This window comes from Burkholderia sp. M6-3 (assembly GCF_050858985.1).
Classification (GTDB): Bacteria; Pseudomonadota; Gammaproteobacteria; order Burkholderiales; family Burkholderiaceae; genus Paraburkholderia; species Paraburkholderia caledonica.
This window is the reverse complement of record NZ_CP110093.1, coordinates 209,432-232,374: the sequence shown is the minus strand read 5'-3', so window position 1 is coordinate 232,374 and position 22,943 is coordinate 209,432. Positions and strand designations below refer to the sequence as shown.

Annotated in this window: 18 protein-coding genes and 6 pseudogenes; 14 read left to right on the top strand and 10 right to left on the bottom strand. The window is 59.9% G+C overall.

Annotated elements, in window-relative coordinates; translation table 11 throughout:
* Positions 1–17 precede the first annotated feature (17 nt).
* The 5 genes and pseudogenes from OH764_RS36270 to OH764_RS36250 form a co-directional block, all read left to right on the top strand.
* Positions 18–995 carry an IS110 family RNA-guided transposase gene (locus tag OH764_RS36270; protein ID WP_498852029.1) on the top strand — a complete coding sequence of 326 codons (978 nt, stop codon included), beginning with the start codon at positions 18–20 and terminating at the stop codon, positions 993–995.
* A gap of 313 nt (positions 996–1,308) precedes the next feature.
* Positions 1,309–2,736, top strand: coding sequence for an ISNCY family transposase (locus tag OH764_RS36265; RefSeq protein WP_498851791.1), 1,428 nt, complete (start codon positions 1,309–1,311; stop codon positions 2,734–2,736).
* Between the two features lie 127 nt (positions 2,737–2,863).
* A pseudogene (locus OH764_RS36260) lies at positions 2,864–3,442 on the top strand (lyase family protein); the annotation flags it as partial.
* A 24-nt stretch (positions 3,443–3,466) separates the two neighbouring features.
* Positions 3,467–4,855, top strand: coding sequence for a cation:dicarboxylate symporter family transporter (locus OH764_RS36255; RefSeq protein WP_408472906.1), 1,389 nt, complete (start codon positions 3,467–3,469; stop codon positions 4,853–4,855).
* A 146-nt stretch (positions 4,856–5,001) separates the two neighbouring features.
* Positions 5,002–5,900, top strand: a pseudogene (locus OH764_RS36250) (lyase family protein); the annotation flags it as partial.
* Positions 5,901–5,938: 38 nt separating this feature from the next.
* Here OH764_RS36250 and OH764_RS36245 read toward each other — a convergent pair.
* From OH764_RS36245 to OH764_RS36225, 5 genes and pseudogenes are all read right to left on the bottom strand, one after another.
* Positions 5,939–6,876, bottom strand: a pseudogene (locus OH764_RS36245) (IS3 family transposase); the annotation flags it as partial.
* Between the two features lie 266 nt (positions 6,877–7,142).
* On the bottom strand, positions 7,143–8,168 hold the full coding sequence (locus tag OH764_RS36240) for an IS110 family RNA-guided transposase (RefSeq protein WP_498848681.1): 1,026 nt from the start codon (positions 8,166–8,168) through the stop codon (positions 7,143–7,145).
* 46 nt (positions 8,169–8,214) lie between these two features.
* Positions 8,215–8,523, bottom strand: a pseudogene (locus OH764_RS36235) (transposase); the annotation flags it as partial.
* Between the two features lie 145 nt (positions 8,524–8,668).
* Positions 8,669–9,304, bottom strand: a complete 636-nt coding sequence (locus OH764_RS36230; RefSeq protein ID WP_498851790.1) for a hypothetical protein — start codon at positions 9,302–9,304, stop codon at positions 8,669–8,671.
* Positions 9,305–9,996: 692 nt separating this feature from the next.
* Positions 9,997–10,638 (bottom strand): hypothetical protein, encoded by a 642-nt coding sequence (locus OH764_RS36225; protein ID WP_498851789.1) that lies wholly within the window; start codon positions 10,636–10,638, stop codon positions 9,997–9,999.
* Between the two features lie 934 nt (positions 10,639–11,572).
* Here OH764_RS36225 and OH764_RS36220 point away from each other — a divergent pair.
* A pseudogene (locus OH764_RS36220) lies at positions 11,573–12,511 on the top strand (ISNCY family transposase); the annotation flags it as partial.
* A gap of 150 nt (positions 12,512–12,661) precedes the next feature.
* On the opposite strand, the gene OH764_RS36215 reads toward OH764_RS36220, so the two are convergent.
* The 5 genes from OH764_RS36215 to OH764_RS36195 all read right to left on the bottom strand — a co-directional run bounded on the left by OH764_RS36215 (position 12,662) and on the right by OH764_RS36195 (position 15,154).
* Positions 12,662–12,931 (bottom strand): DUF1488 family protein, encoded by a 270-nt coding sequence (locus OH764_RS36215; protein WP_498851788.1) that lies wholly within the window; start codon positions 12,929–12,931, stop codon positions 12,662–12,664.
* 354 nt (positions 12,932–13,285) lie between these two features.
* Positions 13,286–13,624: a type II toxin-antitoxin system RelE/ParE family toxin gene (locus OH764_RS36210; RefSeq protein WP_498851787.1), complete on the bottom strand. Its 339-nt coding sequence runs from the start codon at positions 13,622–13,624 to the stop codon at positions 13,286–13,288.
* Positions 13,624–13,908 (bottom strand): type II toxin-antitoxin system Phd/YefM family antitoxin, encoded by a 285-nt coding sequence (locus tag OH764_RS36205; RefSeq protein WP_408528561.1) that lies wholly within the window; start codon positions 13,906–13,908, stop codon positions 13,624–13,626. Before OH764_RS36205 ends, OH764_RS36210 begins: the two co-directional genes overlap by 1 nt.
* A 369-nt stretch (positions 13,909–14,277) precedes the next feature.
* Positions 14,278–14,577: a hypothetical protein gene (locus OH764_RS36200; RefSeq protein ID WP_498851786.1), complete on the bottom strand. Its 300-nt coding sequence runs from the start codon at positions 14,575–14,577 to the stop codon at positions 14,278–14,280.
* Positions 14,578–15,001: 424 nt separating this feature from the next.
* The gene (locus tag OH764_RS36195) at positions 15,002–15,154 is read right to left on the bottom strand and encodes a hypothetical protein (RefSeq protein ID WP_498851785.1); all 153 of its coding nucleotides are present in this window, start codon (positions 15,152–15,154) and stop codon (positions 15,002–15,004) included.
* A gap of 145 nt (positions 15,155–15,299) precedes the next feature.
* Between OH764_RS36195 and OH764_RS36190 the strand changes: the two genes are divergently transcribed.
* The 8 genes and pseudogenes from OH764_RS36190 to OH764_RS36155 all read left to right on the top strand — a co-directional run bounded on the left by OH764_RS36190 (position 15,300) and on the right by OH764_RS36155 (position 22,934).
* On the top strand, positions 15,300–16,628 hold the full coding sequence (locus OH764_RS36190) for an LLM class flavin-dependent oxidoreductase (RefSeq protein WP_498851784.1): 1,329 nt from the start codon (positions 15,300–15,302) through the stop codon (positions 16,626–16,628).
* A gap of 10 nt (positions 16,629–16,638) precedes the next feature.
* The gene (locus OH764_RS36185; RefSeq protein WP_498851783.1) at positions 16,639–17,601 is read left to right on the top strand and encodes a type 2 periplasmic-binding domain-containing protein; all 963 of its coding nucleotides are present in this window, start codon (positions 16,639–16,641) and stop codon (positions 17,599–17,601) included.
* Positions 17,602–17,749: 148 nt separating this feature from the next.
* Complete coding sequence (locus OH764_RS36180; RefSeq protein ID WP_498851782.1) at positions 17,750–18,832, top strand: type 2 periplasmic-binding domain-containing protein; 1,083 nt, start codon at positions 17,750–17,752, stop codon at positions 18,830–18,832.
* Between the two features lie 11 nt (positions 18,833–18,843).
* Positions 18,844–19,695, top strand: a complete 852-nt coding sequence (locus tag OH764_RS36175; RefSeq protein ID WP_498851781.1) for an ABC transporter permease — start codon at positions 18,844–18,846, stop codon at positions 19,693–19,695.
* 22 nt (positions 19,696–19,717) lie between these two features.
* Entirely contained in the window at positions 19,718–20,602 is an 885-nt protein-coding gene (locus OH764_RS36170; protein ID WP_498851780.1) for an ABC transporter permease, read from the top strand.
* A gap of 31 nt (positions 20,603–20,633) precedes the next feature.
* Positions 20,634–21,503 carry an ABC transporter ATP-binding protein gene (locus OH764_RS36165; RefSeq protein WP_498852028.1) on the top strand — a complete coding sequence of 290 codons (870 nt, stop codon included), beginning with the start codon at positions 20,634–20,636 and terminating at the stop codon, positions 21,501–21,503.
* Between the two features lie 89 nt (positions 21,504–21,592).
* A pseudogene (locus tag OH764_RS36160) lies at positions 21,593–22,159 on the top strand (NtaA/DmoA family FMN-dependent monooxygenase); the annotation flags it as partial.
* 43 nt (positions 22,160–22,202) lie between these two features.
* Positions 22,203–22,934 carry an IS6 family transposase gene (locus tag OH764_RS36155; RefSeq protein WP_498849139.1) on the top strand — a complete coding sequence of 244 codons (732 nt, stop codon included), beginning with the start codon at positions 22,203–22,205 and terminating at the stop codon, positions 22,932–22,934.
* Positions 22,935–22,943: the final 9 nt, after the last annotated feature.

Sequence of the window (22,943 nt, the reverse complement as noted above, 5' to 3'; positions counted from 1 at the left end):
GGCGCAGTAATGCGCCGCTGCTACCCGACCAGATTCATTATGTCGATCCTGAGACCGGTGCAATCCACAGCAAGGTTCTCAAACGCGCCCAGCTCGTGCCGTTCTTCGCCAACCGGCCTGCGAGCCGTGTCGTCATGGAGGCCTGCGGCAGCGCCCATCACTGGGCCCGGGGCCTGGCGCGGCTCGGCCACGACGTGCGGCTCATCGCAGCCCAGTTCGTGCGGCCGTTCGTGAAGTCGAACAAGAATGATGCGGCCGACGCCGCGGCGATCTGGGAAGCTGCCCAGCGTCCCGGCATGCGGTTTGTGGCCGTCAAGACCGAAGACCAGCAGGCCATGCTTGCCATGCACCGCATGCGTCAGCAACTGGTCCGGATTCGCGTCATGCAGGTCAACCAGCTTCGTGGATTGCTCTACGAATTCGGCGTCGTACTGCCGCAGGGCCGCCGGGCATCGATAGAAGCCGCCAAAGGCGCGCTGGCTTCACTGGTCGACCAGTTGCCCGCCATGCTGGCAGACAGCCTGCAGGACCAGATCTCGCGACTTCGCGGGCTCGACGAGCAGGTCGCACGGATCGAACGACGCATTCTCGACTGGCGCCGCAACGATGACGCATGCAGACGCATCTCCGAGATTCCCGGCGTGGGCGTGCTCACGGCGACCGCTGCGGTATCGGTTATTGGCCAGGCAAGGACGTTTCGCTCCGGGCGGGAGTTTGCCGCCTATCTGGGTCTCGTGCCACGGCAGAACAGTTCCGGCGGAAAGGTGAAACTCGGGGGCATCAGCAAACGCGGTGACGTGTATTTGCGAACGCTACTGATCCACGGCGCCCGATCGGTCATCTCAAGCGCAAGGCATTTGCCGGAGCGTTTACGCCAGATGCTGACCCGGCGCCCAACGAACGTCGTTGCGGTTGCACTCGCCAACAAGATGGCGCGAACAATATGGGCGCTGCTGGCGTATGGCCGAACGTATGAGGCAGCCCCCTCGCAGTGACCACGCTTCAAAGCCAGTAACCCCATTCACGGTTGCACAGGTGTATTGAACGATGGCAAGACAGGTTGGACCGCGCAAAGGCAAGCCTGAGACATTTCTCGGACCTCGAGTCCGCCATTTAGATTAGGACCTTTGCGGCGAAATCCATCGGGGCCGGCGGGCATGCCCGCGATCGAGTCCGGATATAAGTCCGCAACCACCCTCCTCGCCACGAACAATTGCCTTGCAAATGGGAGGCGACCATATAAGAAATGTCCGGTTTGGGGTTTTCCGTGTCGCATCCTGCGGGTGTCTGCGCACGATGGAGCCCGTGATGAACGAACCCGGACTGGTCACGATGAGCATGAACGAGCTACGACGTATCAAGGTTATCGAATCGGTCGTTGAAGGACGTCTGAGCGGCGTGCGCGCAGCTGACCAGCTGGGACTGAGTCAGCGTCAGGTGTTGCGTCTGAAGCGCCGCTTCGAGGCTTCCGGGGCTGCCGGTCTGGTTTCGGGCAGACGTGGCCAGCCGAGCAACCGGCAGTTTTCGATGAACCTGCGGGCGCGGGTAATCCCCATCGTCCGGGAGCGCTATGCCGATTTCGGGCCGACGCTGGCGCGCGAGAAGCTCGACGAGTGTCACGGCATCCGGTTGGCGAAGGAAACGGTGCGGCAATGGATGTACGACGCCGGACTATGGGTGCCACGGGCGCAGCGGCCGCCAAAGGTCTTCCAGCCGCGCAACCGTCGGGCGTGTTATGGCGAACTGATCCAGATTGACGGCAGCGATCATCGCTGGTTCGAGCAGCGGGCGCCGGCGTGCACGCTGCTGGTATTCATCGACGACGCAACCGGGCGCCTGATGGCGCTGCACTTTACGGCCACCGAATCGACCTTCAGCTATTTCGAGGCGCTTGGCAATTATCTGAAGGCGCATGGCAAGCCTGTCGCGTTCTACAGTGACAAGGCCAGCGTGTTCTACGTGAAGGACCGCTCGGCGACGGCGGGCAAAGGCGTCACGCAGTTCGGGCGTGCCCTGCACGAACTCAATATCGAGACGTTCTGCGCGAATTCGAGCCAGGCCAAGGGGCGCGTGGAGCGCGCGAACCAGACGCTGCAGGACCGGCTGGTGAAGGAACTGCGGTTGCGCGGCATCAGCACATGGGAGGCCGCCAATGCGTATGCGCCCTCCTTCGTCGCGGACTTTAACCGGCGTTTTGCCAGGGCGGCCGCGAGCGATCACAACGCTCATCGGCCGGTCCGCGATGACGAGGACCTGCGGCAGATTCTGGCCTATCGCGTGCCGCGCAAGGTCACGAATGCGCTGACGGTGCAGTATGACCGGGTGATGTATCTGCTGCAGGACACGGTAGCCAACCGCAGCCTGATCCACCAGTACGTGGAGGTCGTCGAGTATCCCGACGGAAGGATCGAGATTCAGGCTGACGGCAACGTGTTGCCGTACACGGAATACGACCGCATTGCCAGGATCGACCAGGGCGCCGAGATCGACAACAAGCGCCTCTCGCATGCGCTTGCCGTGGCCCGCTCGATACAGGCGATCCGTGACGATCGACGCGCGGCGGGCTCACCGTCGCGCACGCACTGTGGCGAAGCAGTCCGGGCGAAGAAAGCACTGCTCGGGCTGAAGAAACAGCGTGCGATCGAGGTTGCTGACCTGAACCAGGCCATTCTCGGAATAAGCGCCAAAGAAACGGGGGACGGGGGGCGGCTGCGCCGCCCCGAACCAGAACCATAAAAGGAAACAGGACCAACACCACACTGAAACCGGACATTTCTATCTAGCCGGAAAGCGGACATTTCAATCTGGCCTCGACAAGAGGTGTACGGGCTATATCCTAATGTCGGGTTCTGGCTATTTACAGATGGCGTCCAACGAATTCGGCGAAGTGTACGAGCCGTTCGTCAAGGGTCGTGGCGCGAGCAGCACGATGCCGCAAAAGCGCAACCCCATTTCAAGCGAGCTGATGCTCGCAGCCGCGAAAGCCGTGCGACAGCAGGCCGGCCTGATGGTCGACGCGATGATCCAGGACTTCGAGCGCGCAACGGGACCGTGGCACGCGGAATGGATTGCGATTCCCGAAAGCTTCATCCTCGCTTCGGGTGCGCTCCATCAGGCGAAGTTCGCGCTGGGCGGCCTCATCGTCGACACGGATCGCATGAAGCATAACCTCGGCATCAGCAAGGGGCTGATCGTCGCCGAAGCCGTGATGATGCAGATGGCACCCTACACCGGCCGCCAGCAGGCGCACGACATCGTCTACGATGCGTGCCGTACCGTGAACGAAAGCGGCGGCACACTCGCCGAAGCGCTGGCGGCACTGCCAGAGGTCACCCGGCATTTCGATCGCGACGCGATCAACGCGATGACCGATCCCGCCAACTATCTGGGCCTCGCGCCGCAAATGGTCGATCGCGCCATCGCGCTGTCGAGCGAGATCTGACGAACGCTGCGGAGGAGCTACACCATGACGAACGACAACACATCAGGTAACGGGTCAGTCACGCCACCGGCAAAGCGGCCGTGGTATCGCAAGCTTGGGATGCAAGTGCTGATCTCACTCGTGCTTGGTATTGCTGTTGGCCTGATCTTTCCGAAGTTCGGCGCGCAGCTGAAGATCCTCGGCGATATTTTTCTCGCGCTGATCAAGGCAGGCGTTGCACCGCTCGTGTTTCTCACTATCGTGCATGGCATCGCATCGGCGGGCGACGTGAAGAGCGCGGGGCGCGTCGGCTGGCGCTCGATTGTCTACTTCGAGGTCGTGTCGACCATCGCACTGGCCGTCGGACTGCTGGCGGGCAACCTGCTGCAGACAGGCAAAGGCATGACGGCCGTCACACCTGGCACGGCGCCTGTCATCGCGGCAAAGGCCGCGCCGCAAGGCTTCACCGAGTTCGTGATGCATCTGGTGCCCGACAACTTCATCGGCGCGTTCGCGAAGGGTGAATTACTTCAGGTCGTGGTGCTGGCCGTGATGGTCGGGATCGGTATTCTGGCGATTCCCGAAAGCCGCCGCGTGCACATCAACGAAGGGCTCGATCTTATTTCGCAGGTGCTGTTCTCGTTCATCAATCTGGTGATGAAGCTCGCGCCGCTCGGCACCTTCGGCGCAGTAGCGTTCGCGGTCGGCAGCAACGGCACGGCCGTGCTGGTCGCGCTCGCGCAACTCGTGCTGAGTTTTTATGCGGTCATCGTTCTGTTCATCGTCGTCGTGATGGGCGTCATCGCGAAGCTCGCGGGCTTCAGCATGTGGCGCTTCATGCGCTACATCAAGGATGAAATCCTGATCGTGCTCGGCACGGCATCGTCGGAAAGCGCGTTGCCTCGCCTGCTCATCAAGCTCGAACGCCTCGGCTGCACGAAACAGACGGTGGGCCTCGTCCTGCCGACGGGTTATGCATTCAACCTGGACGGCACGTCGATCTTCATGTCGATGGGCGTCATGTTCATTGCTCACGCGTACAACGTACCCATTACGATCGAACATCAGATCGGCATCCTGCTGCTCATGCTGCTGACGTCGAAAGGCGCGGCGACTGTTTCAGGCGGATCGTTCGTCGTGTTCGCGGCGACGGTCACGTCCACGGGCATTCTTCCCGTGGAAGGACTGGCTGTCATTTTCGGCGTGTACCGCTTCATGTCGATGGCAATCGCCACGTGCAACACGATCGGCAACAGCCTTGCTACCGTGGTGGTCGCGCGCTGGTCGGGCACATTGGACGCGAAAGTCGCGAAGCGTCATCTCTATCCCGAGCTTTTTCCTGAAGTCGCGGAAGCAGATGAGCGCGTGACCGACGGCGAACTTTCGCCCGAAAACCTCAATCAGGTGAACCCTCGTCCGGCCACGCTTCGATAACCTGCGTTAATCGAACACTGGCATCGACGCATGACGAAGGCGGCTGGCATCATTTTGATCCAGCCGCTTTCCGCTTTCGAATGCGGAGCCGCTCGTTGACGCGTGATGAACTCCGCCCGTTCATATTCGACCTGGAAACGCCCACCATGAATACGCGCACTGAATCGGATGCGTTCGGACCCGTGGATATTCCCGCGCATCGCTATTGGGGCGCGCAAACTCAGCGTGCGATGGACGTGTTCGGCGCGGCAGAAGAGCGCTTCCCGCCGCGCTGACTCACTCGTTCGGTTTGCAGAAACGTGCGGCTGCACGCGCTAACCGCGGGTGCGGCGTCATTGATCCGCATCTCGCCGATGCAATCGAGGCAGCCGCCACGGAACTGAGTGACGGGAAATGGGACGATCACTTTCCGCTGAGCATCTGGCAGACCGGCTCAGGGACACAAACCAACATGAACGCGAACGAGGTCATCGCCAACCGCGCCAATGAACTGCTCGGCCAGCCGTTGGGGACAAAGTCGCCGGTCCATCCGAACGATCACGTCAATGCGTCACAGTCATCCAACGACAGCTTTCCGACCGTCATGCATGTGAGCGCCGCGCTCGAACTGACCGGGCGTCTCCGACCTGCGCTCGTATCGATGCAGGCGTCGCTTGACGAACGCGCACGCGCATTCGCCGCTGTGGTGAAGATCGCGCGCACCCATCTCATGGATGCCGTGCCGACGACGATGGGCCGCACTTTCGCAGCGTACGCTCATCAGATGGCAGCGGCAATCTCGCGCATCGACGCAGCGCTGCCACAGCTCATGGTGCTTGCCCAGGGCGGCACGGCCGCAGGCTCAGGACTGAATGCACCGGCGCAGTTCCCGGAGCGCTTCTGCGCGGAACTCGCTGCCAGCACGGGCCTGCCCTTTCGAACGCATCCACACAAGCTGGAGGGCATGGCGTCGCACGATGCGTTGGTCGATGTCTCGGGCGTACTCAATACGATTGCGACATCGCTTTTGAAGCTTGCCAATGACATTCGACTGCTTGGTTCGGGACTGGAGTTGCCCCCGCATGACCGGACATGCGGTCACGCTTAGGTTGGTGAATTTGCTCGCTGGCGAAACTCGCGTGGCGAGCAGTATTTCAGGGCGCTGTGCGGATGCGACTCGTTGTAGTGGTCAAACGCGATGGCCAGGTTCTGCAACGCGGTTCTCGCGTCCGGCTTGGGCATCCACGAGACGTAGTCTCTCTTCATCGTTTTGACGAAGCTCTCGGCCATGCCGTTGCTCTGCGGACTTCTGACCGGCGTCGTGATGGGTTTCAGGCCCACTTTTTTCGAGAACGTCAGCGTGTCCTCGGCCAGGTAGCAGGAACCGTTGTCGCTGAGCCATTCGATTTCGTTGTCGGCTTTCAGCGCACCATCGAAACGGTTTTCTACAGCCTGAAGCATCACATCGCGCACCATGTCTCCGGTATAGCCTCCAGTGGTCGCAGCCCAGCTCATGGCCTCCCGGTCGCAGCAGTCGAGTGCAAAGATGACGCGCAGCGGCGAGCCGTCATCACAACGGAATTCGAAGCCGTCCGAGCACCAGCGCGCATTGCTCCGGTCCACCGCGACCCTGCCGTCGTGTCGGCGCGTTGACTGGGCATGGCGCGGGCGGCGTTCGAGCAGCAGGCCGTAGGTATGCATAACCCGATAAACCCGTTTTGCATTAACGCGAGGCTGCCCCTGTGCGTCGCGGTTTCGCCGTAGCAGGGCCCAGGCGCGCCGGTAGCCGTAAGTTGGCAAATCAGCGACCAACTCCTGGAGCTCCGCGACGAGCGGCATGTCGTCACGGGCGGGCGTCTTACGCCTGTCGACCCATTCAGCGTCGCGCTTTGATTTCACCGCGAGATTCGAGCGCGACACACCCAGGACTTCGCAGACCGTCTTCATCGGTCGTCCCCCGGCAGCAATGGTGAGCGCGCAATCAATTTTTTTGCCCGGCCGTACTCCACTGCTTCGCGGAGGATTTCCACTTCCATCGTCTTTATATGGACGCCTCCGGCTTGCCAAGGACTTGTTGCGTTGTCGAACAGATGCAGGCTGCGGTTTTATATTCGGCCCGTGCAGGTCGATGCCCGCTGGCCCCAATGGAATCCGCTGACTCAATCCTCATTTTTGCCACGGACCATGACGTCCGGAAGACGATGCAGGTTTGATGAGTCTCGGTCTTACCTGTTTACCATTGCAACGTCACCTTGCGCAACCTTGAACGATAGAGTTGAGAATCAGAACGACGTGGTACGGTGGTGGGTCAAGTCGCCGCGACGGGCGGTGGGTAGCTAGCGCTGTATGAACGACCGTGGGCCAGCAGCGCCCATATAGTTCGGGCAATTTTGTTTGCCATCGCAACGACTACGACATTGAGCGGACGACGCATGCTTAATTGCACGGCCCACGAACCTGGGTCTTTCGCATGTTTCATGACGGAGCGGGCACCGTGAATCATAAGGGTCCGCAGATATCGGTCTCCTCGCTTACTGATGCCAAGCAGGCGGACCTTGCCACCAGTTCCGAACTGCGCGGGAACAAGCCCCAGCCACGCCGCGAATTCCCGCCCGGACCGGAAGGCTTTCGGGTCGCCCATGGAAGCGACAGCGGCAGTAGCAGTGAGGAATCCCACGCCCGGGATTTCTGCGATTGCCCTGCAGGCCGGGTTCTCACGTAACCATGCACGTAGTCGCTGCTCAATGACAGCAATCTGCTTGTCGATATCGACTAGCCGCTGCCATTGCTCTCGAAGAGAATCTATCAATACCCGTGGCAGGCGCGAATCGAGACGCTGCAGGACGTCTGGCATGGCCCGGTTCATTGCCGCACGCCCAACGCCCATCACTTCTCCGTACTCTCCCAGCAAACCCCTCAGACAGTTGGACTGGGAGCGTCGGAATATAACGAGCTGCTGCCGCATTCGATGCAACGCAAGAACGGCCTGCTGGGCTTCAGTCTTAACCGGCACGGCCCTCACACCCGGGTGTTTTGCTGCTGCCCAGATGGCACGCGCATCAGCTACGTCATTCTTGTTTCCTGTCACGAACGCCTTCACCAGCTTGCCGGGCATCAGCTTGACCTCGTGCCCGAGCTCAATGAGACGACGTGCCCAGTGCTGTGAACCTCCACAAGCCTCCATCCCAACAAGGCATCGTTCGCGATTAGCAAAGTGCTCCAGAAACTCGGTACGACGAAGCTGTCTGTCGAACACCTCGCCGGTATCTGTAACTATCCAGTGCAGCTGGAAAACCCGCTTGGCGATGTCTACGCCCACGACTGTCGGTTCCATTTGCGCTCTCCGGTAGGACGAGGCCTCAATTATGCGATGAGGAGGCGTCCATACCATTTTTGCCCAGCAGTCGCTGGAGTTCACGAATCTGCTTCATCGCTTCGGCCAGGTCGGATGCAGGCACAACCTGCTCGCCAGCACTGACTGCTGACAGGCTTCCGTCCTGATAGAGCTTGCGCCAGGCGAACACCTGGTTTGCATTCACCTGATGACGACGGGCAACTCCGGAAACGCTTGCTCCGGGCTCGAAGGTCTCGCGCACTATCGCGAGCTTCTCATCGACAGAGCGCCGGCGGCGCTGTTCGGGCTGGGTCAGAACTTCAATCGGTTCCACGTTAGAGCTGGGCTTAAACATAGGCGTAAGACTACCTCAAAGTTTAAGCGTTACCTCGTGTCCGGTTTTCGCGGGGGCCGGCCCACCCGGTTGCTGGTCGATGCAGTCGGCGATGCCCAAGTAGATTCATTTTCGTGTGCGGAATAAGCTCAACTTGCCGAGATTGTCACCGATCGAGGAGCCTGTGTCGAATGACCGGTTGTGGCCGAGGCCGTGTAAAAAGACGTTTAAAGAGTCCTTGCAGCAAATCAACGCCGATGTCGTACGCTACAGCGGCTTTCGTTGCATTACCGCGTTTTGGATCCTTGGGCCCTGATCCGTAAGAAGACAGCACACATTTCCAACCCATTGCCGTGAGCGCGCCATTGACACGTTCGACTACCGCATGCTGCCACCACGCCCGCTTGGTACCAAACATAACTGTGCAGCCAAGCGCGTCTATTACGTTGTTGACAAAATCGTTGGCAGTGTTGCACCACCCGTTGTCGACGGATATAACTGCCCAAACGAGATTTCTCAGTTCGGGGAGCAGGCTTACCATGAGCGACTTGCCGTCAGGCATCAATCTCGCCAGTTGCTCGCTCGAGTCGGCAGATTCATATCCGAAGACGCTACTCACGGTCTCTAGTGCGCAATCCGTGCTTGGATTTGTCTCGAACGACAAATAGCAACCGAAAACGGCGGAGGTAGTTGTTTCGGCAAGCAGACCGACATACCAACGCTTCACCGGAATCGCATGGTCACACCCCTTCGGGTCCTTGAAATGAACGACGCCCGCAGCGTCGCACATGAGGTAGTCCATCTGGACTGCGACCAACGGCTCGTGAAAATCAAGAAGCGAAGGAATACCACGGCCAATTCTCGCTCGCCACGCTGCCTGTTTCCCCTTTCGGTGCCGCAACCACCGCCCAGGATTCGCTTCGATTAGCGCATCACAGTATCGCCGAAGGGACTTGTACCCCTTATTTCTCGTGGAAAAAGGCCACTGGGTCGATTCCAGACGCTCTTCGCTAATCAGAAAACGAATGAAGTCACGATGCAGGTCAACATACGTGATACAAGGCTCGGCCTCGGTCCCGCCGTAGAGTTCAGGGAAAAACCTCCGGTGAACAAACTTGCGTGCATCGGGGTGGTCCCGGAACAGCTGTTCGAGTGCCCCCGCCGCGCCGGCAGACCCTGAAAGGAGATCGCAACGTACGGACCTGGTCCGGATGTATGGTCCTACGCGAGCGTACGGCACTAGCGCATGAAAGCCCATGATGCGACCGGGTAGTTGCTCAGTGAGACAGCGGCGCATTTGTCTTATTACTTCACATTTCAGGACGCCCGTTTCCTGAAACACCTCACCGTACGTATGCCCAGACACACGCATTTGGATCGCCCGTTTGGTTCGAAAATATCGGTCGGGCCACTCCACCAAATTTTCCTCCGGGCACGGCCATTTCGACGTGTCCTTCAATTCGTCGGGCACGGAAAGTTTCGAGTATCGAGAGTTCATGATGGCCTCGTCAGCATTGTTGACTTTTTCAACTCGCGGCTTGCGAGATCGCACGAAATGGCGCCCGACGCCAACTCTGCCGCCACTTCAGAAAGCATCAGGCCGCAGTCGACCCCGCTGAGATCAATGAGTGAACCGATCGTCGCGCACCCGTGGTTATCTAGGTGGTATCGAATAAGTGCGCGCTCCTGCGTTGTGCACAATCCACGGGCGGCACTCATAAATGCCGTCAGACGGATCCAGTTGTTTATCAGGACACTCTTGCCTTGAAGTTCCTGGGCGCACCGCCATCGGACAATTGAGGTTCCGTCCAAAAATCTGATTGCACCGCTTTTGGGTTCTGCCCAAGAAAACGCCCATGTCTCAGTTTCTCCGTTCTTGTAGAAGACATCAGCGGCCTGTCGAACCCGATTTGAACCGCTTTCATTAATGGTGAGCGGCCGGAACGCTGAGATTAACGGATTCCCCTCACAGAGAAGCAAATGGCAGTACGCTGGAATACCATTTACCGTCATCTTCAGTTTGTTTTTCGGTGAATAAAATACGAAAGCTATCGCCAGCCCTCTCTGCTTGGATCGAATCGCAGCAGAAGCAGGTATTCTGTCGAAGCGCTCCTCATAACGCATATTTCGTGACATAACAAGTCCTTTCCTCCCCAGAACCCACACCGACTTTCGCCGGGATTCGGGGACGCGAAAAGCCCTTGACTTCGGCCTGACCATCAACCAAAATCAAATTGGCTAAACCCTGAGAAATGTGCCGGCGTTGGCGCGCCGGCCTTCTACATTGATTGCTTAGTTCATTAGTAGCCTCCGTCTCAAAATTACTACGCCGCTTCCACGTCATATCGTGCAGGCGGCGTAATTTTTTAGTTTTATATATCGAGTTCTTTTTCGTAAAGGTTTTTCTCATCGCACCGCAAAACCTCGGTGCTTGCTTCAAGTCATCGTCAGCATCTGTTTATTTAATGTAAAATTGTCGCGATCGGATGCAAAAAAATATTTTATTTTGATTCGGCTAATAAATAAATCCAAAGCCATGCGTTAAATTGCATGTTTTCAACATTTTTTATCCCAAAAATTTCCCAGTGCATCAGGGAATGGTGAATACGACAAAGATGTAGGATGCGCATGCGAGAGTTCCAATAAAGACTCAATGCGCGCATGACCAGGGGAAATCCCCAATATGAGGGCAACCCGTGCGCTCCTTTTCATGTACAGCTGTAATCCCAGATCGCGCTGTGCGACAGGTTCGGAGCGCTAAACCTATTGAAGTGCTCCCGTCAGTTGTCATCGTTGTTCCTGTTGGGCGATGATCATCAGCCTTTGTCGCCCGGTGACCATACGGTTTCCGCCGGAGAGAGTTTGTAGATTGCGTCGACAATGAGCTGCCGCCAACGGAGTCAAACAATTGCGTTTGGTTCGAAGTGGTGCGGTACAGCCTTTTTGGCACGTCACAACCGCGCGCTAACGCTGCACCGGCGGTTGCTCCTCGCAGAGGTTGAAAATTCGAAACTTACGTTCACGCACTGTGGCGCATGCTGCGGCGAGATAGCCAGCCCGGAGCCAGACCATGAACGGACGTGGATTCATCACGATCAGCACGCACGAGCTTGAGCGCGTGAAGATCATTGAGGCGGTCGTCCAGCATCGCCTGACGGTCGTGCTGGCGGCGGAACGTCTGCTGCTGTGCGAGCGTCAGGTCAGCCGGCTGGTGCGGCGCTACGAGGCCGCCGGACCGGCCGGGCTGGTATCGGCACGGCGTGGGCAGCCGAGCAATCGCGAGCTGCCGGTGGATGTCCGTGCGCGTGCGATGGCGCTGGTGCGCGAACGCTACGCCGATTTTGAGCCGACGCTGGCGTGCGAGAAACTCGCCGAGTCTCATGGCGTGATACTAGCGAAGGAAACCGTGCGGCGCTGGATGCGTGAGGCCGGGCTGTGGATTCCGCGCAAACAGCGGCCACCGAAGCTGCATCAGCCGAGGAACCGTCGGGCGTGTCTGGGCGAACTGGTGCAGATCGACGGCAGCGATCACCGGTGGTTCGAGGAGCGCGCGCCCGCGTGCACGCTGCTGGTGTTCATCGACGATGCGACGGGCCGGCTGATGGCCTTGCACTTCACGGCGACCGAATCGACCTTCAGTTACTTCGAGGCGATGCGCGCGTACCTCGAACAGCATGGCAAGCCGGTGGCGCTGTACAGCGACAAGGCCAGCGTGTTTCACTGCAACAGCCATTCGGTCACGTCAGGCAAGGTAGTGACGCAGTTTGGCCGCGCGCTGTATGAGCTGAATGTAGATACGTTCTGCGCCAACAGCAGCCAGGCGAAGGGCCGTGCCGAGCGCGCCAATCTGACGTTGCAGGACCGGCTCGTCAAGGAATTGCGGCTACGCGGGATCAGCACGAAGGAGGCCGGCAATGCTTACACGCCCCACTTCATCGCTGACTTTAACGGCCGGTTTGGCAAGGTGCCGCGGAGCACGTTCGATGCACACCGGCCGCTACCAGTTCATGCGCGAGGTACCCGAATCACTGGAGACGGATTTGCCCACCATGGGACCAGATTGAGGCGGAATTACGTCCCGATTTTCCTGACACAACCGCGTAGTACTTACTTGTCAGCGCCCCGCCCTCCTCGCAACCAACTGTCCGGCAACCGTCGGTTACCTGACCAGAAAGTCGTTCAAGGTCAGCCACAGCGGCTCATCTGGTCGCGCGAGTAATTTTCTTTGAGCAACCGCGACGATGCGGTTCCGACCGTTTTCAAATGCTTTGAGCGTACGCGTCGGGTCGGCGCTCCGTGGTAACCAGAAATGCTGTTCGAGTGCGTCACGCGCAATTGCGCCTTCGACCTCGCGGCCACGAATCGACACCATGAAAACCACAGCGCGTCCGTCTGGCGAGACGGCGGGCGGGCGATCAAGAACTTCCATGAAGTACCTCGACAATATCATTCGCGGTCTTTGTATTTGTACTGCGCTACTCAGCGATAAATCTACCAGAAGTCGAAAGCAGCGCAATCGTCAATGACGCAACGGTCCAGCTTCACTAGGTATCCGTTATCGATAACCGCCGGCGACGTACGTGCTTGTTGTTTTTTTAGACGGCTGTCGTGTTGCTGGCGGTTTTGTGCTTTTGACGAGCACGTAGTCGGCACAGACGGTTAGTTGCGTATTCGAAATCAACAATCTCCGCCATAGTGAGCTTTTTCGGGAGTGCACGTGTATACCAGCCGGCGAGGGATACGGCACTACAGCGTGAAGACATCTACCTCTAAGCTGAATTTATCAGCGAGAACGCAATAGTCGTTTCTGCAGAAGCGTTCGTAGATCGCGGCGCGCATCAGTGACGACGTGAATGTAAATCGTGTCGTCTCGCAGCTCATAGATAATCCGATTCTGGCCGCTCAAGGCTTCCCGGAAATTCAGACCGCCGAAATCTGCGAGCTCAGCCGGAACATAACCGCTGTGTGGGAACTGCCTGATATTACCCAACGTAACGGCCAATTCCGCAGACGTTTGTTTCCACGTCTGAGCACCGAAGCTTTTGAGAATGTAGCGACGCAAATCCTTCGTATCCTCCTGCGCCTCGTAGAGAACCAGGAGTCTGAACTTCGCCTGACCCATCAGCGGATTTGCTCCTTCCGGTCAAGATCGTCGAGTTCGGCGAGAAACTCGTCGGCATCCTTGAATTTCCCCTGCTCGATGTCCTTCTGGCCCAAGGCCAGAATTTTGAGCAACGCCAGCGTTTGCTGGGTGTCCTCATAGCTTTGCACATCCTGAACGACGAGCTTCGCTTCGCCATTCTGCGTGATAAGCAGCGGCTCGCCAGAAGCCGTCAAATCCTTGACGATCTGCGCTGCGTCGCTTTTCAGGTAGCTGATTGGCTTTACGTGATCTGCCAGGCGCATGTCTGATCCTCCGTTGGTCGCATCATTCAGACCGAATATAGACTAAATTCAGTTTTCCGGAAAGTTCTGGATCAGGCAGCGGCCGATCGTGATCTGCGATCGGGGCTCGATTTGCCCATTCACAACGTACGCTGCAGTTCGGCAATATTCGTCGGTCGCATGTTGGCAGTGCCGTTTAGTTTGCTTCATGCAGGGCTGCATTCACTCCCTTCCAGATCAGAATTCACTACTCGCGCGCCTTCCGCCCCAAGCGGAAGTGGATGCGGTGCCAGGTTGCCCCTGGTTCTCCCGGCCACCTGACGACCGTTTGTGACGCAGATGCTTGACGCAGCCAGAACAGAATGAGGAATAACGCCCTGCTCGAGGCGGTCAGGCACTCAACAGAATTGGAGAGTCGGATGTTCCTCCGAGGAACGTCCTGAGCTTTTGCTCGGCTTCGAGTACAGCGTGCAGAGGCGCACTGGCGAGTTGTGAGTCGTGGAGGGCCAGCAGCGCTTCAAAATCGACGACCACTTCGGACGGGATGTGCCACTCCCCAGTCTCGTGGGCGTGAGCCAGGGTCGCTTCAACGGCGCACTCGGCAATCTTGAATTGCTCGGCTGGATAATTGCCATATCCGGCACGCTGCAGAAACCAACTCAAATACACGGCGCGTATGAGCTCGTTCACGAGGTGCCCATTTCCGTGGCCACTCCGGCACGCGACCAGTGCAAGGTGATTTGCCAAGGACTGTTCGTTCGCAGACGCTCGATCCATCGGCAACAGCAGCGCCTTTGTCAGCGGTTTATGGGTTCGGCCGCCGCGAGATTTGGTTCGTCGGGATTCGGAGTTGGACGATACGGTTCGGGAATCAGTGAATTATAGCTGGGCTCCTCGCGGCATCTCCGGTTCTCGCGGACTGCAAAGCGACAAGCCGTGCCACTAATCAACGTCAGGACCGTCCTTCGGCGGTAATTGATTCACGCTGTTTTCAAGCCGGCTAGTCATGTCAGACCCAAGGCAATTGTGCAGCAGGTTGTTGCACAAATTCCGCGTCCGGCAAGCCTGCGCCCGCGAGCGAATATGTATACGCCTACAAGATTTCCGCTTTGACTCATCCCTCTTCAGATCCAAGCGCAGTCTCGTAGTCCTGACTGCCATAAAAGACGCCCACGACAGAGACAGTTTCGTCGTCCAGCAAGAAAGCGATGATCGCGCGCGCCTCGAGGCAACGATCAAGGTCGATACGCTTATCTGCTGAAGTCATAAAGTCGCTGCTGCAACGACAGGCGTGTCGTGACAGTCAAATCCGCGCGCGATATCGATATCAGACTTCCTTCCTTTGAGCTGCCTGTCTGCGTCAATAGAATGAGTCGACCCTCAATCGCCGCGTCACGACGACAAAAACGCCCATGCCTCGCTCGATTCATCTCAATCTGTTCATTCACGGCCGCGGACATCATGAAGCGGGTTGGCGTCATCCGGGCGCAACGCGCAAGGCGCTGACCGATATCACCTATTTCGCCGATCTCGCGAAACGGGCCGAATCAGGCCGCTTCGATTCGATCTTCTTCGCCGACGCACTCGAACTCGGCGAAGGTGCTCGCCATGTCGCGAGCGGCGCACTCGAACCGCTCACGACATTGGCCGCGCTTGCGCGCGAAACGACGCAAATCGGCCTGATCGCCACGGCGTCGACAACGTACACCGAGCCGTTCAATCTGGCGCGCCAGTTCGCGTCGCTCGACCACATCTCGGGCGGACGCATCGGCTGGAACATCGTGACTTCGTGGGTCGGCGGCGCAGGTCCGAACTTCGGCTATGAACGCGCGCCCGAACATGCCGAACGTTATGCTCGCGCCGAGGACTTCGTCGGTGTCGTCAAGGCGCTATGGGACAGTTGGGCCGACGATGCGATCATCGACGACGTCGACGCCGGGCGCTTTCTAGACCGCGAGCGCGTGCGGCGCGTCGACTGGAAGGGCAGCTTTTATCGCGTCGCCGGGCCGCTGAATCTGCCCCGCACACCGCAAGGCCGCCCCGTACTCGTGCAGGCAGGATCGTCGGCGACGGGAAAGACTTTCGCGGCCCGCCATGCCGAAGCGGTCTTTACCGCGCATCTGACGAAAGCCTCAGCGGCAGACTTCTATGCCGAACTCAAGCAGGCGGCAATCGCAGCTGGACGGGGCGCCGATGAAGTCGTGATTCTTCCGGGCCTGAGCGCCGCGATCGGTTCGACCGATGCGGAAGGCCATGCATTGCTTGAAGAACTGAACGCGCTGACCGATATCGAAGTCGGCCTGAGCCGCTTGTCGAACCGCTTCGGCGGACACGACTTCTCCGCGCTGCCGCTCGATCAGCCGCTTTCCCGAGACGACTTTCCCGACCCGTCGACGGTGCAGGCCGCGCAAAGCCGCGCCGTGGTGATTACCGATCTCGTCGCGCGCGAACGGCCGACGCTGCGTGGACTGCTGCGACAGCTTGCTGGCGCGCGCGGTCATTTCACGCTGGCCGGCTCGCCCGAGCGGGTCGCCGATGTGATCGAAGACTGGATTGAAAGCCGAGCGGCGGACGGCTTCAATGTGATGCCGCCTATCCTGCCGGCACAACTCGATGTGTTCGTCGATCACGTCGTGCCAATCCTGCAAAGGCGCGGACTGTTCCGGCGTGAATACGAAGCCGACACGCTGCGCGGCCACTACGGACTGGCCCGTCCCGCCAATCCGTACTTCCCAACCTGATTCCGCCATCATGCAATCACTCTGCCGCCTGGGGCGAGCGCTCGTCGCGCTCGTCCTCTGCTTTGGTTTTCAGACATGGGCTCATGCCGACGGCACGTGGCCCGCAACGATCAACATCGGCATCCAGAAGGGCGATCCACTCGTCGCGCTGCGTGCATCTGGCGAACTGGAAAAAGCCTTTGCGCCGCACGGCGTCACTGTCAAGTGGAAAGAGTTCGTGTACGGCGCGCCGCTTGTGGAAGCCATCAACACGGGCGATGTCGATGTTGGCACAGTGGGATCGACGCCGCCGATTCTCGCGCAGGCCGGCGCTGCGCCCGGCGTTGTGTACGTGGCGTTTGCGCCGCGTCTGCAAAAGAGCTATGGCCTGATCGTGCCCCCCGGTTCACCGATCCAGCGCATCGCAGATCTGGAGGGCAAGAAGATCGCTTTCGCGAAAGGCTCGCAAGGCCATCTGTTCGTGCTGAAAGCGCTCGCCGATGCAGCAATACCAGCGTCAGCGGTCCAGTTCGTCTATCTGAACTACAGCGACGCGCGCGCCGCGTTCGAACGCGGCTTCATCGACGCGTGGGCCGTGCCCGATCCGCGCTACGCCGACACCGAACTGACGACGGGCGCGCGCACGATTCTCTCTATCGGTCAGCTGTCGTCGCCGCAATACGGTTTCTACATCGGCACGCGTGAGTTTGCGCAGCGTTACCCCGCGGCGTTGCGGCTGCTGTTCGATGTGCTCGACCGGCAGACGGCACTAGAACTCGCGCATCCCGCGCAGACGGCGCAGTTCCTGTCGCAAAACACGGGCGTGCGCCTAGACATCTGGTCACGTGCGCTGCCACGGCTGGAATGGGGCGTGCACTATCCGCTCACGGACGAAGTCATCGATGCCCAGCAGGACTCAGCCGATCTGGCTTACCGCGAGCATGTCATTCCGCGCAAGATCGATGTGCGTGAGGCAATCGTCGATATCCGGTAGCAAGCGGCAATTCGTCAGAGACCGTCTGGCGTTCTGCAAAAGCATCGGCGCACATATCCATAGCTCGAATGCTTTCTTGTCCTGATGAGTGACGTCGTCAAGAATGATTCTCTCCGATCATGACTGGCGTACGCACTCAACTCAGACGATGACTCCACGAACCTCACGAACTTTCGCTCTTCTGAAGTCTGTCTTGCTTACAGTTGCAATTGCGTTGACGGCCACTCAGGCGCATGCCGATAAACCCGCCGTCATCCGTATCGGCGTCGCGCAACAAGGCGCAGGTGATCCGCCAACTTTCGGCGGCTCGCCTGCTGCCACCGTCCAGCAGCAGCAATTGTTGGAAAAGGAATTCGCCGCCGACGGCATCAAGGTCGAGTGGCTGTTCTTCAAAGGCGCCGGCCCCGCCGTCAACGAGGCGATTGCCGACAAATCACTGGACTTCGCCTTTCAGGGCGATCTGCCCGCCGTGCTCGGACGCGCCAACGGACTGAAGACGCGGATCCTGCTCGAATCGGGCGTACGCGTCGGCGTAAAAATCGCCGTGCCGCCCGACTCTCAGATCAAAAGCGTGAAGGACCTCAAAGGTCAGCGCGTGTCGATCTTTCGCGGCACCAATCTCCAGCTCGTCGCGGACAACGTCCTCGCCGCGAACCAGCTGAGCGAGCGCGATTTGCGTGTGATCAACCTGGATTCCGCGAGCTCGCTCGCCGCGCTGTCGTCGAAGGGCATCGACGCGTCCGTCAACGATTACCACCTGTACAAGCTGCGCGATCAGGGACTTGCGAAAATCATCTACGAATCGCAGACAGATGGCCCGCAATTCACGCGGCAATCGCATCTGCTCGTGCTCGACGATTTCGACCACGCGCACCCCGACATCGTGCAGCGCGTAGTAAATGTATTCGTCAAGGGCGCGCAATGGTCGTCGGACGAAGCGAATCGCGATGCGCTCTTCAAACAGTGGGCCAAAAGCGGCGTGAGCTATGCATCGTGGCAGGCCGAGTTCGCGAACCAGCCGCTGAAGTCGCGCAATTCGCCGCTGATCGATCCGTTCATCGTCGCGCGCTACAAGGCCGTTGCCGACTCCGCGCTCAAGCTGAAACTGATTCGCCAGCCCGTCGAAGTCGACGGCTGGTTCGAACCGCATTACCTCGATAACGCGCTGCATGCGCAAACGCTGGATCACTACTGGACGCGTTACGACGCGCAAGGCAAGCCGCTTGGCTGAGGAGCGCGACGATGAACAAGGTGATAGGCGAATGGCCATCGGCAGCGCGGCACTTTAAAGGGGATGCCGGCGCGCCGAACAACGCATGGCGGCGCGTCAGGGCGGCCGGCTGGCAACTCGCGCCGTGGCTGTTACCGGCAGCCCTCTTCGCGCTGTGGACGATCGGCTGCGAGCGGGGCTGGATCGCGCAGCAGATTCTGCCGCCTCCGCAACTCGTGTTCGACACGCTGCGCGATCTTGCCGTCAGCGGCGATCTGGCTCACTACACGCTGATCAGTCTGCAACGGGTGCTGTGCGGCTTCGCGGCGGGCACGCTGGCCGGCTTCGTGATCGGTGCGGCACTCGGCCTGTCGCGCACGGTCGAGGCATACGTGTTGCCCGGCTTCAATGCCATCGTGCAGATTCCCGTGCTCGGCTGGCTGCCGTTTCTATTGCTGCTGGTCGGCGTCGGCGAGCCGCTCAAATACATTCTGATCGCGCACGCCGCGCTCGTGCCCGTCACGCTGAGCACGATGCAAGGTTTCCGGCAGGCGCCAGCCTCACTGGATGAAGTCGCGCGCGTGTTCGGCTACAGCCGCTGGCAACGCGTGCGTTACGTCGTTCTGCCTGCCGCCGTGCCCACGCTCGCTACCGGCGTCCGGCTCGCGTTCACGAAGGCGTGGCTTGCGCTCGTCGTCGTCGAACTCGTGGCCTCATCCGAGGGCCTCGGCTATCTGATCGTCTATGGCCGGCAACTGTTTCAGCTCGATCTGGTGATGGCCTCCGTCGTGATCGTCGGCACGATCGGCTTTGCGATCAACCGGCTGCTCGATGCGCTCGAAGCGCGCTTGCGGCGCGGCCAGCCGTCCGCTTTCCGCGAATGAACCCACTGTGCAAGGAACGCCCATGCCGCAGAACTTCATTGCCAACGCCCTGCAGTCTCTGTTCGAGCCGAAGCGCGGCGAGCCGCCGCCGTGCAGTTGTGACGCGCCGGTGAAACCGGCACGGCCTTCGGCGCTAAAAAAGCGGCTGGCGCGTTTCAACTGGCGCGGACTGGTTTTGCCGCTTGCCGCCTTCGCGATATGGTGGGTCGCATCGGCGCTGCATCTGGTCCAGAACGGCCTGCTGGTCAGTCCCGTCGATGTCGCCCGCGTCGCATGGCAGCAGGTCGAAAGCGGCGCCCTTCTGCGCGCGCTGTCGGCCTCGCTGGCACGCGAAGCGAGCGGGTTCGTGATCGGCACGGCAGGCGGACTGCTGCTCGGCACGGCGCTCGGCCTGTCACGCATCGCGACACGCATCATCGGGCCGACGTTCGACACCTTCAAGCAGATCTCCCTGTTCGCGTGGATACCGCTGATCTCTGTCTGGTTCGGGCTCGGCGACATGGCCAAAGTCGTGTTTCTGTCCCTGGCCGCGCTGCTGCCCGTTGCCGCGCACACCTGTGATGGCATTCACGCCGTGCCGCGCCGCTATGTCGAAGTCGCACGCGCTTTCCGTTACTCGCGGCTCCAGCTTGTCCGCTTCGTCATTCTGCCCGCCGCGTTGCCATCGATTTTTACAGGCTTCTACCTCGCATTGATCTATTCGTGGCTCGCGACGCTCGGGGCCGAATATCTGCTGGTGGCGGGCAGCGGCATCGGCAATACGCTGATCGACGGCAGCGAACAGTTCAGGATGGACCTCGTGCTGTTCGGGATCATCGTCGTCGGCCTGACGGGCTGGGCGCTCAATTCGCTTGCGCGAGGCATCGAGCACCGCGTCTTTGCGCGGCGCCCGGATGCTCTTCACTAACGCGCGCGGCTTCATCGAACGGATCATTGTCATGTCGACCACGGTTTCCGAAGGCATCCGCATTCGCGGCGTCAGCAAACGCTATGCGCAGCAGAAAGACACGCGCGGTGCGCAAGACGGCGCGCTGCTCGTGCTCGATGAGATTTCGCTCGATATCGCCTCCGGTGAATTCGTCAGCGTGCTCGGCGCAAGCGGCTGCGGCAAATCGACCTTGCTGCGCCTGATCGCTGGGCTCGACAGCGACTATCGCGGCGAAATCAGCATGGATGGGCAACGCGTGCGCGATACGTCGCTCGAGCGCGGCATCGTGTTTCAGGATCACCGGTTGTTTCCCTGGCTTACCGCGTCGCAGAACATCATGGCCGCTTTGCGGAACACACCGCTGTCGCAGCAGCAAAAGCGCGATGCCGTTGCCGAACATGTCGCGCTGGTCGGCCTCGAAGGTTTCGAGCATGCCTATCCGCATCAACTGTCCGGCGGCATGGCGCAGCGCGTCGCGATTGCGCGCGGCCTCGTGAACCGGCCGCGCGTGCTGTTGCTCGACGAACCGTTCGGCGCACTCGACGCGCTCACGCGCAGCCGCCTGCAGAACGAACTCCAGCGCATCTGGCAGCATGAAAAGATCACGATGATTCTCGTCACGCACGACGTCGATGAAGCGATCTGGCTCGGCGACCGCGTCGTCACGATGGCGCCACGACCGGGCCGCGTGAAGCGCATCGCGCGCGTCGATCTACCGAGGCCGCGCGAGCACGGCGATCCGCGATTCGTGCGGCTGCGCGAGCAGATTCTCGCCGACTTCACGGGACGGCCCGAGACCGGCGGCGACGACAACATCGAAGGCGGCCAGCGTCGCGGCACGCGCGACACACGCGTCACCGAATGGCGGCTCGCGTGGTGACGCAGGCCAATCTCAAACCCTCATCGAAGGAGTCGGCAGTGAGCGAAGCACGGCAGAACAGACGGCAGATCAGTCTCGGCGCGTTCCTGATGGAAACGGGGCATCACATCGCCGCATGGCGGCATCCCGATGCACACGCGGCGGGCGGCCTCGATTTCGCGCACTATGCGGAACTCGCGCAGATCGCCGAGCGCGCGAAGTTCGACGCGATCTTCTTTGCGGACAGCGTCAGCGTGCGAGACACGCACCTGCCCTCGCTATCGAGAACGGCACGCGCCGATCACTTCGAGCCGTTGACGCTGCTCTCGGCGCTTTCCGTCGTGACGCGTCACATCGGCCTGATCGCAACCGTCTCCACGACCTTCAACGAGCCGTACAACGTCGCGCGCAAATTCGCGTCGCTAGACCACCTGAGCGGCGGACGCTCGGGCTGGAACCTGGTGACGTCGAGCACGGAGACGGAAGCGCACAACTTCAGCTTCGACCAGCATCTCGATCATGCCGTGCGCTACGAGCGCGCGAAAGAGTTCTACGACGTGGTGGCGGGCCTGTGGGACAGCTGGGAGGACGACGCTTTCGTTCGCGACAAGGCGAGCGGCGTCTACTTCGACGCCGACAAGCTGCACGTGCTCAACTACAAGGGCAAGCACTTCAAGGGGCTCTGTCAGGTTGATGGGGAGGCGGCGGTAGAATGAAGTGATGAAGAAAACGAAATCGCTTTATCACGGTCACCGCTTCCCTGCAGTCGTCATCAGTTGCGCGGTTCGCTGGTATTTCCGGTTCAACCTGAGCCTTCGCGACATCGAGGAATTGTTGCTCGAGCGTGGTGTCGTGGTCACATACGAAACGGTCCGTTGCTGGTGTGACAAGTTCGGCGCTCGATTCGCCTGTTGTGCCAAAGCGGCGCGGCGCAAGCCGGGCAGTACATGGCATCTGGACGAAATGTTCGTCACACTGCGCGGCGAGCCGTATCTTTTGTGGCGAGCGGTCGACGAGCATGGTGTCGAACTCGACGTGCTGGTGCAAAAGCGGCGCGACAAGGCTGCGGCAAAGCGCTTCTTCCGGCGGGTGCTGCGTTCAAACCCGCTGCCGCGCAAGATCGTTACCGACCAGCTGCGCAGCTATCCCGCAGCAAAGGCCGACATTCCCGAGCTCGCTCATATTAAGCACGTCTTCGTCAAAGCGGCTGCACGCGTAAATAACCGTGCTGAGAACAGCCACCAGCCGACCCGCAGGCGCGAACGACAGATGTGCGGCTTTCGCGATGCGCGTCGCACGCAGGCGTTCCTCTCATGCTTCGGCCCAATCCGGCAGCACTTCGCGTTGCCCAGACATCAGATGAACGCGGCATGTCATCGTGCCGTACTCCAGGAACGCTTCGCCACATGGCATGGATGGACTGTTACTGCCGCAGTCGAGTGCGTTATCTGATAAGGATAA

Excerpts from the sequence above, each read along its gene's own strand:
- OH764_RS36265 (WP_498851791.1), top strand. The coding sequence starts at position 1,309 with ATGAACGAACCCGGACTGGTCACGATGAGCATGAACGAGCTACGACGT.
- OH764_RS36255 (WP_408472906.1), top strand. The coding sequence starts at position 3,467 with ATGACGAACGACAACACATCAGGTAACGGGTCAGTCACGCCACCGGCA.
- OH764_RS36240 (WP_498848681.1), bottom strand. The coding sequence starts at position 8,168 with ATGGAACCGACAGTCGTGGGCGTAGACATCGCCAAGCGGGTTTTCCAG.
- OH764_RS36230 (WP_498851790.1), bottom strand. The coding sequence starts at position 9,304 with ATGGACTACCTCATGTGCGACGCTGCGGGCGTCGTTCATTTCAAGGAC.
- OH764_RS36225 (WP_498851789.1), bottom strand. The coding sequence starts at position 10,638 with ATGTCACGAAATATGCGTTATGAGGAGCGCTTCGACAGAATACCTGCT.
- OH764_RS36215 (WP_498851788.1), bottom strand. The coding sequence starts at position 12,931 with ATGGAAGTTCTTGATCGCCCGCCCGCCGTCTCGCCAGACGGACGCGCT.
- OH764_RS36210 (WP_498851787.1), bottom strand. The coding sequence starts at position 13,624 with ATGGGTCAGGCGAAGTTCAGACTCCTGGTTCTCTACGAGGCGCAGGAG.
- OH764_RS36205 (WP_408528561.1), bottom strand. The coding sequence starts at position 13,908 with ATGCGCCTGGCAGATCACGTAAAGCCAATCAGCTACCTGAAAAGCGAC.
- OH764_RS36195 (WP_498851785.1), bottom strand. The coding sequence starts at position 15,154 with ATGACTTCAGCAGATAAGCGTATCGACCTTGATCGTTGCCTCGAGGCG.
- OH764_RS36190 (WP_498851784.1), top strand. The coding sequence starts at position 15,300 with ATGCCTCGCTCGATTCATCTCAATCTGTTCATTCACGGCCGCGGACAT.
- OH764_RS36185 (WP_498851783.1), top strand. The coding sequence starts at position 16,639 with ATGCAATCACTCTGCCGCCTGGGGCGAGCGCTCGTCGCGCTCGTCCTC.
- OH764_RS36180 (WP_498851782.1), top strand. The coding sequence starts at position 17,750 with ATGACTCCACGAACCTCACGAACTTTCGCTCTTCTGAAGTCTGTCTTG.
- OH764_RS36175 (WP_498851781.1), top strand. The coding sequence starts at position 18,844 with ATGAACAAGGTGATAGGCGAATGGCCATCGGCAGCGCGGCACTTTAAA.
- OH764_RS36170 (WP_498851780.1), top strand. The coding sequence starts at position 19,718 with ATGCCGCAGAACTTCATTGCCAACGCCCTGCAGTCTCTGTTCGAGCCG.
- OH764_RS36165 (WP_498852028.1), top strand. The coding sequence starts at position 20,634 with ATGTCGACCACGGTTTCCGAAGGCATCCGCATTCGCGGCGTCAGCAAA.
- OH764_RS36155 (WP_498849139.1), top strand. The coding sequence starts at position 22,203 with ATGAAGAAAACGAAATCGCTTTATCACGGTCACCGCTTCCCTGCAGTC.